The 9,160-nt window shown below is 61.0% G+C and carries 5 protein-coding genes; all 5 read right to left on the minus strand.

Features of this window, described 5'->3' with window-relative positions; all coding sequences use genetic code 11:
* Positions 1-2: 2 nt before the first annotated feature.
* On the minus strand, positions 3-2,828 hold the full coding sequence (locus XalbCFBP2523_RS14975; protein ID WP_080928095.1) for an amino acid adenylation domain-containing protein: 2,826 nt from the start codon (positions 2,826-2,828) through the stop codon (positions 3-5).
* Positions 2,825-3,328 (minus strand): hotdog fold thioesterase, encoded by a 504-nt coding sequence (locus tag XalbCFBP2523_RS14980; RefSeq protein WP_012916037.1) that lies wholly within the window; start codon positions 3,326-3,328, stop codon positions 2,825-2,827. The genes XalbCFBP2523_RS14975 and XalbCFBP2523_RS14980 overlap by 4 nt, the downstream gene beginning before the upstream one ends.
* Positions 3,328-4,359, minus strand: coding sequence for a class I SAM-dependent methyltransferase (locus XalbCFBP2523_RS14985; RefSeq protein WP_012916036.1), 1,032 nt, complete (start codon positions 4,357-4,359; stop codon positions 3,328-3,330). The genes XalbCFBP2523_RS14980 and XalbCFBP2523_RS14985 overlap by 1 nt, the downstream gene beginning before the upstream one ends.
* A gap of 45 nt (positions 4,360-4,404) precedes the next feature.
* A complete protein-coding gene (locus XalbCFBP2523_RS14990) occupies positions 4,405-5,133 on the minus strand; it encodes a condensation domain-containing protein (RefSeq protein WP_104629990.1) in 729 nt (242 codons plus the stop codon).
* A 55-nt stretch (positions 5,134-5,188) separates the two neighbouring features.
* Positions 5,189-9,160: condensation domain-containing protein (locus XalbCFBP2523_RS14995; protein ID WP_146084105.1), on the minus strand; the 3,972-nt coding region annotated here is incomplete at its 5' end.

A 9,160-nucleotide genomic window follows, 5' to 3' on the forward strand; every position in this document is an offset into this window, starting at 1 on the left:
TTCTATGCGACCAGATGCTCCGACAGACCTTCGATGGTCGGATTAACCGAGAATGCCTGGATGCTGACCATCTTCTGGTAGCGCTCGGCTATGCTGTAGAGCAACATCAGCGCGCTCAGCGAGTGGCCGCCCAGCTCGAAAAAGTTGTCCCTGACGCCGACCTTGTCGACCATCAGCACCTCTTTCCAGATTTGCACCAGTTCCTGCTCTAGCGCACTGCTCGGCTCGGTATGCGCCTCGCTGGCGTTCTTCTTCAACTCCGGCCTCGGCAATGCTCGGCGGTTCACCTTGCCATTCGGCGTCAACGGCATTCGGTCCAGCCGCACGAAATACGAAGGCAGCATGTACTCGGGCAAGATCGCAGCAGCAAAATTGCGCAACGCCACCGGATCCAGTTCCTCCGCCGCCACGTAGTAGGCGATCAGCTGCGCATCGCCCGCCTGGGTATCGATCAGGCTTGAGTCATAGCCGATCTGCTTGAGCAGGCCCAGTACCTTGGCCTCGTCTATATCGTCGGTGTCCTCCAGCTCGCGCATCGCGTCTTCCCTTGGGATATGGCCTACCCGCACGTCCCAACTGTAGGGCAACGAATAGTTGTGATAGCCACGTTGCTTCTTGTGCATGTAGATGCCCACATCGTTGAGCAGGCAGTTAGTCGAGCGGCCGGTGTCAGCCGGACGGCTCCAGCCTACGCGCTCGGCGATATAGCGATACATGTCCTTGCGGCTGACACTGCAGTAGCGGTAGAAGTCGATGAAACGCGTACTTTCGAGCAAGCGATCGTTGCGCACGCAAGAGGTGTCCAGCAGGCGGGCCGCCGCGTCGTCGATGCGATGGTAGATCTTGCGCGCCTCCATCAGGTTCTTCTCAAATACCTGGTTGTCGAAGGTGCTGGCGCGAAACAGCTCAGACAGGCGCGTCTCGAACAGCTGTCCTTTGGACAGGCCCATTACAATGTCGCTTACGCCCACTTCGTGCGCCAGGTTGATACCCAGCGTATAGATGGTCTTGAAGCAGCCGTTGCAGACGTTGCTGTGGCGATGCAGGCTGTCCACGAAGATGGCGTTCATGTGTGGAGTACCCAGATAGCGATGGTCCACCCCCAGCTCGCGCACGACGCGGTCGACGTTTGCCTTGGCCTCGTCGGAGATGTAGCCATTGTCCAGGGTGTACGCCAACACGCGCAGGCCCATGTCCACTACGCGGCATAGCGCATAGGTGCTGTCCTTGCCGCCGCTGAAAGCCACCAGGCAGTCGTAGCGGGGCCTGTTGTGCGCCTTGACCTGCTCGAAGATAGTACGTAGCTCATCTTCGGTCCGGAAATAATCCTCGACCACGTTCCGGTATTTATCGTAGGCGTGGCAATGGTTGCAGACACCGTGCTCGTCGAAGCTGGTATTGGGGAAATTTGAAGCGATACCGCAACGCGCGCAATAGCGCAAGCTCTTGCTGTCATAGTCGCGGCGCGGCGCCACGGTGGTATCCACGATGCATTCGCGCAAGGCTGCGTGGCCAAGCAGAACGTTCTCTATCTCGCCCAGTTCGATGCGGTAGCCGCGCAGCTTGATCTGCGAATCCTTGCGGCCAAGGAATTCAAGCTTACCGTCGGCACGCATGCGTCCTAGGTCGCCACTGGCGTAAAGCCGGCCGCCGCCTTCGAAGGGATTGTCAATGAATTGCGCATCGGTGATCTCCGGCTTGTTCACATAGCCGATGGCCACGCCCGCGCCACCGATGTGGATCTGGCCGACCTCGCCCGGTGCGACCGGCTGCAGACGCTCATCGAGCAGGTGGAGGCTGGTGTGATCGATCGGCACACCAATCGGCACCGAGCCTTCGCGTTCGGTCGCCGGATCGTAACGATGGATCGCGCACCCCACTACGGTTTCGGTAGGACCGTATTCGTTGTAGATCGCCACATCGCGGCGGAACCGCTGATGGATGTCGTACGCCAACGCCGCTTTCAGGTCCTCGCCACCCACGATCAGCGTCTTCAGCCGCGACGTCGCCAGTGCCGCGTTGCGCAGCATCAGCATGTGCGAGGGTGTCAGCTTGATCACGTCTACTTGGTTGTCGTCCAGCACGCGGTTGATTACCGGCACGTCGTCGCCCTGCTCCGGGTACACATGCACACACAGGCCAGCCACCAGGGGCACGTAGATCGAGGTGACGGTCAGATCGAACGACAGCGAGGAGTAAAAGGCGAAACTCGTCGTGTCAGCCGTAACGTATTGCCGCTTAGCCCAGGCCACGTAGTTAGCCAACCCGCTGTGCCGTACCAGCACGCCCTTGGGGCTACCTGTGGAGCCGGAGGTATAGATGCAATAAACCGGCTGCGCCGGATCGCAAGGCAGGTCCAGATTCGCCTCGTCGCCGTCCAGAGTGCCGCAGACATCGACGGCAGTCATCGCGCCCAGCTCAAGTTCGCCCAGGCGGCCTTGCCCTTCGTCATCGACCAGTACGAGCCGGGCTTGGCTGTCCTGCAAGATGTATTGGACACGTCGGATCGGCAGGCTCAGGTCGATCGGTACATAAGCTGCCCCGGCCTTCATGACCGCCAGCAAAGCGGCCAGGCATTCGGGGCTGCGATTCATCCACACCGCGACCCGGGCACCAGGCCCAACGCCCTGTGACTGCAACAGCCGTGCAAGCCGATTGGCGCGGGTGTTGAGCTGGCCATAACTCATTCGACGCTCGCCTAAGAAGGCAGCAGGCGCATCCGGTGTCGAACTCACCTGCGCTTCGAACCACTGGTGAACGCAGGCTGGCGTTGTACTCGCCTTCGCTGAACTGAGGGTAGCCTTGGTTACAGTTGCAGTTTCGTTCACGTCTGGACTCCGCTGCTGGCTGGATTCGGGGATACGCGCGCGACGTGCACCGATAATACCGCCATGGTCAGACGCGACACGCAGATCGTGCGGTCACCTTCGTCATAGATGCGCATCTGCCATACCTGGGTCAAGGCCCCTATGTGCAGCGGCCGCGCGATGCACTGTACTTGGCCACTGGAGATGCTCGCGATGTGGTTGGCATTGATGTCTAGGCCAACGCAACGTTGGCCGGCCGGCACGCACATGGAGGCCGCCATGCTGCCGGTAGCCTCGGCCAGGGTGACCGATGCGCCGCCATGCAATACCCCATAGGGCTGGTGGCAACGCCAGTCCACCGACATGCAGGAGACCAGATAGTCCGAGCCGATCTCGATCATGCGGATACCGAGCAGGGCCTGCATCGTGTTGGCCGACATGGCGTTGAGTGCATCCAGGTCCAGCTCGGTGCACCAGATGCGCTCGGTTTTCGCCACAGGGGATGTCGCCGATTCGATCATTATGGGGCCCTCTTGCGGGAAACCACCACTTTCAGCAAGGCCGGCGGTATCGATTTTAGTTCCACGTGGCCGAAGCCGGCATGCCGAAACATCCTTTCCAGGTCGCTATAGGTGTAGGACTCGCCCGCCGGGGTGGTGCCCAGCATCATCATGCTGAAGGTGGCGGCCAGCGGCGGTGAGGAACGCTCTTCGTCGGCGATGAATTCGAAAGTGATCACCATGCCGTCGTCGTTCAGCGCATCGCGCGTCTTAGCCAAGATGCGCTCGCCATCGACCTCATCGAAATGGTGCAGGAAGTTGGTCAACAAGATCACGTCATAGCCGCTGCCGTAATCCAGGTCGAATGCGTTGCCGGGCAGGAAACGCGCTCGCTCGGCCACTTTGGCCGCCTGGGCGTTTTCGCGTGCTACATCTAGCACGTTGTCCCAGTCCAGGAAGCTCACTTCAGCCTGGCGGAAGCGCTGCGCGAAGGCGATGCCGAACAGGCCGTGGCCGGCTGCCACGTCCAGCACACGAATCGGCCGATCAGCGGGCAACGACACCATATTGGCGATCAACGCCGAGGGCAGCGCCATCATCGGTGCCATCGCGCGTGCAAATTCCACCCACTGCGGGTGATCCGGTGCCACCACGCCGTCCTGCGCCAGGTTGATCTTGCCGGTCCTGACTACGGCGGTCAGATCGGTGAAGGCGCTCATGATGTAGGGCGAGAGCAGGAACTTGATGCTGCCGCCCAGGTAGCCGGGCGAACTACGATCCAGGTACATGGCCATGTTGCGATCTATGTAGAACAGGCCACCGTTGCGGCGTAGAAAACCGATCGATACTAGGTAATAGCAAAGGATGCGAATGCCGCGCGGCGACGCCTGGCAGGCCTCGGCGATGGCTGCGGGAGTTCGGCCCTGCTGCCCCACCACATCGAATAGCCCCAGTTCGATCGCCGCCTTGACTGCGGCAGTGCGATAGTAGGCGTTAACCGTGGTGTAAAAGAGATCGAAGGTAAATGCAGATGTAGGTAACGCTGAATCCATGATTGCCCTCGCTATCGATGAACGGGTGACGGCGGCCGGCTTTTGCTAGTCGGCAACATCCAAGGGGCACGTGGCGCTTTCATGGGCCGCCAACATCTGCTCCAAGACGAGTTGGTGATGGTGGATCAGGCGGCGAATAGTCGCTTCTGAGAACAGCTCCGCCGCGTATTCCACTGTGACCGAAAGCCCCGTACCGCCGCCGAAGAACTGCAGGTCCATTTCATTGGGGGTGGCACGCAGATCGCGCTGGATCACTTCGGTACGGATGCCATCGCTCCAGTGGCCGATCGTGTCCGGGAAGTTCTGATGACGCATCACCACCGGAACCAGCGGAATCCGGCTGGTGTCACGTTGCTTGTGCAGGGCGTTGAGCAGGTGCTCGAACGGTAGCGCCTGGTTCTCAAACGCGCTCATCGCCACCAACCGTGTTCGCCGCATGATTTCGGCAACGTCCGGATCGCCGTCCAAGCGCAAGCGCAAAGGCAAGATGTTGATGAAGAAACCAATCAGGTTCTCCAGCTCCAGGTGCGTGCGCCCGGCCGTGGTGGTACCGATGCACAAGTCGTCCCGGCCGGTGTATTTGTTCAACACGACCGCGAAGCTGGCCAACAGCCCGATGAACAAGGTCGACTGATGCGCCTGTACGAAGCCGGCAAAGCGCTGTACCAGTTCAGCCGGATAGGTGTGTGTGTAGACCGCTGCGTGCCAGGTGCGATTGCGCGGACGCGGATAGTCGTAGGGCAGCTCCAGGCCGTCGTCGTAGTCGTGCAACATAGCCTGCCAATAGGCCAGTTGCGCGTCTAGGTTCTGGGTGCGTTGCCAGATCGCATCACGCCCGCGTGGCGCCGCGCGGCCGGTCGTAGGGCAGGTCCAGGCCGTCGTCGTAGCCTTCCAGTGCCCGCGTCCAGTACGACAGCGGAGCCGCCAGCTCCCATTGCCGTTGCCACAGCGCGTAGTCGGCATACTGCACCGCCAGCGTCGGCAGTGTGGGGGGCGTGCCGCGCAAACACGCCTCGTACAACTGGTGCAGGTCACGGTTGAACACTCCCAGCGACCAGCCGTCGGAAATGATGTGGTGGATGCTGCTCAACACCACATGGTGATCGGCCGCCACGCGCAGGATGCGTGCCTTGAACAAGGGCCCCTGCCGCAGATCGAAAGTCTCCCGCGTGCTCGCGGCCAGCAGCAGGTCGACCTCCTCGGCCGACACCTCGCGTACCGGCACCTCCAGCGTCAACGAGGCAGCGATCACCTGTTGCAGCTGCCCGTCCTCCGAAAGAAAGCGTGTGCGCAGCACTTCGTGCCGCGCCACCAGCGCGTTCAATGCGGCACGCATCGCTTCGACGCTGAAGGCTGCTCCGATGAAATGCGCTGCGTTACTGATGTTGTAGCTGGTTCGCTGCTCCTCCATATGCTCGTGCACCAGCCATAACCGCTCCTGTGCATACGAAGCCGGAATCGGCCCTGTATGCTCCAGGCGCGTCAGGCCAGGCGGGCGCGGACGCCGTTCGCTGACCAACAAGGGGGCGATCTGCCGCGCCAGCGCCCCCAGTATCGGCGCCTCGAACACCAGGGTGACCGGCACTTCGATGGCCAAAGCCTTGCGCAAGCCGGACACCAGCTGGATCGCCAGCACCGAATGGCCGCCCAGCTGGAAGAAATTGTCATGCACGCCGACCTGGGTACGCTTCAACACGCGTTGCCATATTTCGGCCACGGCCTGTTCGACGGCTGTGCGTGGCGCTATGTACGACTCATGCCGCGCAAGATCGAAATCCGGTGCAGGCAAGGCGCCGAGGTCGACCCGCCCATGGGGTAAGCGTGGCCAGTGCGCGAGCGGCACCCAGATTGCAGGCAGTAGATAATCCGGCAAGGTTTCGCTCAGGGCCTGGCGGATCCTGGCCAGCGTCTCGTCGGTCATGATTGCAGCTGTGCTACGGGGCGAGAGATAGGCTACCAAGCAGCGCTTCAACGGCTCATACAGCACTACCGCTTCGCTGACGTCTTCGCACAAGCGCAGTTGTGCCTCCACGACGCACAGATCGATGCGGGGATCATCGATACGCGACTGGACATCGAGGGAGCCCAACCATTCCAGTTGCCCATTTGCCAGGCGACGCACCAATGCATCAGTTTTGTACAAGCAGGCTGGCTGTGTGATCCACAATTCACCAACCATGCCGTCGGGCGCGATGCGGCCGTTGCTCTGCACCACGTGACACATCGAGTTGGCACCCAACGGGAACAGACCACGGCGATGCTTGTATTGAGCGCCAATACCCGCTTGCAATGCAGCGCTGACATCCTGGCTCAATATTTCGGCACCGAACTCGGCATTCCCGTAGGCGGCGAAGATCCGTGCGGAACCGCCCACCTCTCGCAACCACGCGTCTAGGCGCATCAGCGGCGCGATCGGCAAGGGCGCGCCATGCACCACCAGCACGCGTAAGCCAGCCAGCTTGTTGCGCTCAAGAGGATGGTTTTGCAGATGCGCCAGCATCTCGGTCAATTCAACTTGAGCCAGGTAGGCCACGGTGATCGCGTACGTCGCGAGGGTCTCCAGCCAGGCAGCGGCATCGAAATCGCCATGCATGGGTGCGATGCTGAGGCTGCCGCCTGCCGCCAACCATTGCAGTACTTCGGTATGCACCAGTTCGGCAGAAAGCGGGCTGCGCAGCAGGAAGCGATCGGTGCGTTCGAGACTGAAACGCTGCACGCTATCGAGCAGGCGACTCGACAAACTGCCGCTTTCGACCATGATCGTGCGGGTTCGCCCCTTTTCGTCACACACACAATACAGCATTGCGGGCAAAGCTGGATCGTCGGTGAAATGCATCAAACGCGGCGTCGCTTCTGCAGCTTGCTCGTCGATCAGCACTACAGCCTGGTCGTCGAGCGGCAACTTCTCCAGCAAGCTAGAACAGGTCACCACGATGCCGGCCCGCGTTTCGAACAACTGGTCGTATTGCGCCTCGGCAGTCGTCGTCGGATCGATCAGCACGCTCGCCGCACCGCATAATGAAGCGGCCAGCAAAGCAACCACCAAGGCGGAGCAAGGCGCTAGGCACAGGGCAACGACTCTGTCCGGACCGGCGTGCTCGCACCGCAAACGCCAGGCGAACTCGTTTGCTGCCTCGATTAGCTGAGCGTAACTGAGCGCACCTTCCGGCGCTTGCAAGGCGAGGCGTGCGGCATCATTGGCCGCCATAGCCTCAAGTAAGTTGGGCAAGCTCGGCGCGACATGCTTCATCAATGCCGGCGACGCCGGTTGCGCCTCGTTGGGCGCCATGGGCAAATCATTCAGCGATGCCTCCGGCCGTTCCACCAATGCCGCCAGCACACACTTGAATTGCTGTACCAGCGCCTGGACCCATTCCGGCGCAAACAGCCCAGTGGCGTATTCGACGAAACCGGATAGGCGTGAGCCATCCAGCAGCAGGTCGAAGGTCAGCTCGCACTTGGCCGTGCCGTTGTGCATGGGGAGCACCTGCACCTGGACACCATCCAGGTCGAACGCCGACATTGGCATGTTCTGGAAATTGAGCATCACCTGCACCAGCGGGTTACGCGCGGTATCGCGCGGTACCTTCAGGCTTTCCACGATTCTTTCGAACGGCACATCCTGGTGCTCGTAGGCGGCCAGCGTGGTGCAGTGGATGCGTTCGAGCAGCTCGCGCACGCTGGGATTGCCGTCCAAATCGAGCCGTACCGCCAGGGTGTTGACGAACAAACCGATCAAACCGTGCAACTCGGCTCGGGCGCGATTGGCGACCGGACTGCCAATGCAGAAATGCTTCTGCCGGGCATGGCGCGACAATACGACGCCCAGTGCTGCCAGAAGTAGCATGTACAATGTAAAGCTGTGTGCGTCGGCGAAACGCTGCAGGCGTTGCAGCAGCGGCGGCTCGATCTGAAGCGCCACAGTCGCGCCATTGAAGTTCTGGAAAACCGGCCGCGCATAGGTCGTGGGCAACACCAGCGGCGGTGCATCGGCAAGCTGCGTTTTCCAATATTCGAGCTTGCGCAGCGCGTCTTCCTGGTTCAGCCTCGCACGCTCCCAGCGTGCGTAATCGGCATAGCTAAGCTCCAGCGGTGGCAAAGGCGCGGATTGGCCATGGCGGCATGCAGCATAGTGCGTGGCCAGCTCACGAAACAGGATTGAGGTCGACCAGCCGTCGAAGACGATGTGATGGATGACCACTGCTAGGTAATGCCGCCGGTCGTCCAGGCGATACAGCAGGGCGCGCAATGGCAGCTCGCGTTCTAAATCGAAGGGTTCGCTGACGGCTGTGTGCAATAGGCCATGCAGATCAGCCTCGTCGCGAATCGGCCTAAGCTGCAGCACGAACTGCTCTGCTGCGCCAATGACCTGTACGCATTGCTGCTCGGTTTCCACGAAATGGGTACGCAGCACGGCGTGCCGTTCTAGCACACAGCGAAATGCTAGCTGCAAGGCCGAAATGTCCAGTTCGCCTTGCAATAAGGCGAGACCCGGGGTGTTGTACGGCGTCTCCTGCACGAACTTGTGCAGGAACCACATGCGCTCCTGCGCAGTGGAAAGCGGAATGGTCGCCTCCTCGGTGCTTGTGGGGATGACATCGCAATCACTGTCGCGGGCATGGCTGGCGAGGGATTCGCTAAGCTGCGCTACCGTGGGCAGCTCGAACAGCATGGCCAGGGACAGATCGATCGCCATATCCCTGGCAATACGCGAGATCAGTTGCGATGCAGACAGCGAGTGCCCACCCAAGGCGAAGAAGTTGTCGTGGATGCCCACCTGCTCCACCCGCAGCACCTCGGC

The sequence above is a fragment of the Xanthomonas albilineans genome (assembly GCF_002939705.1).
Taxonomy (GTDB): Bacteria; Pseudomonadota; Gammaproteobacteria; order Xanthomonadales; family Xanthomonadaceae; genus Xanthomonas_A; species Xanthomonas_A albilineans.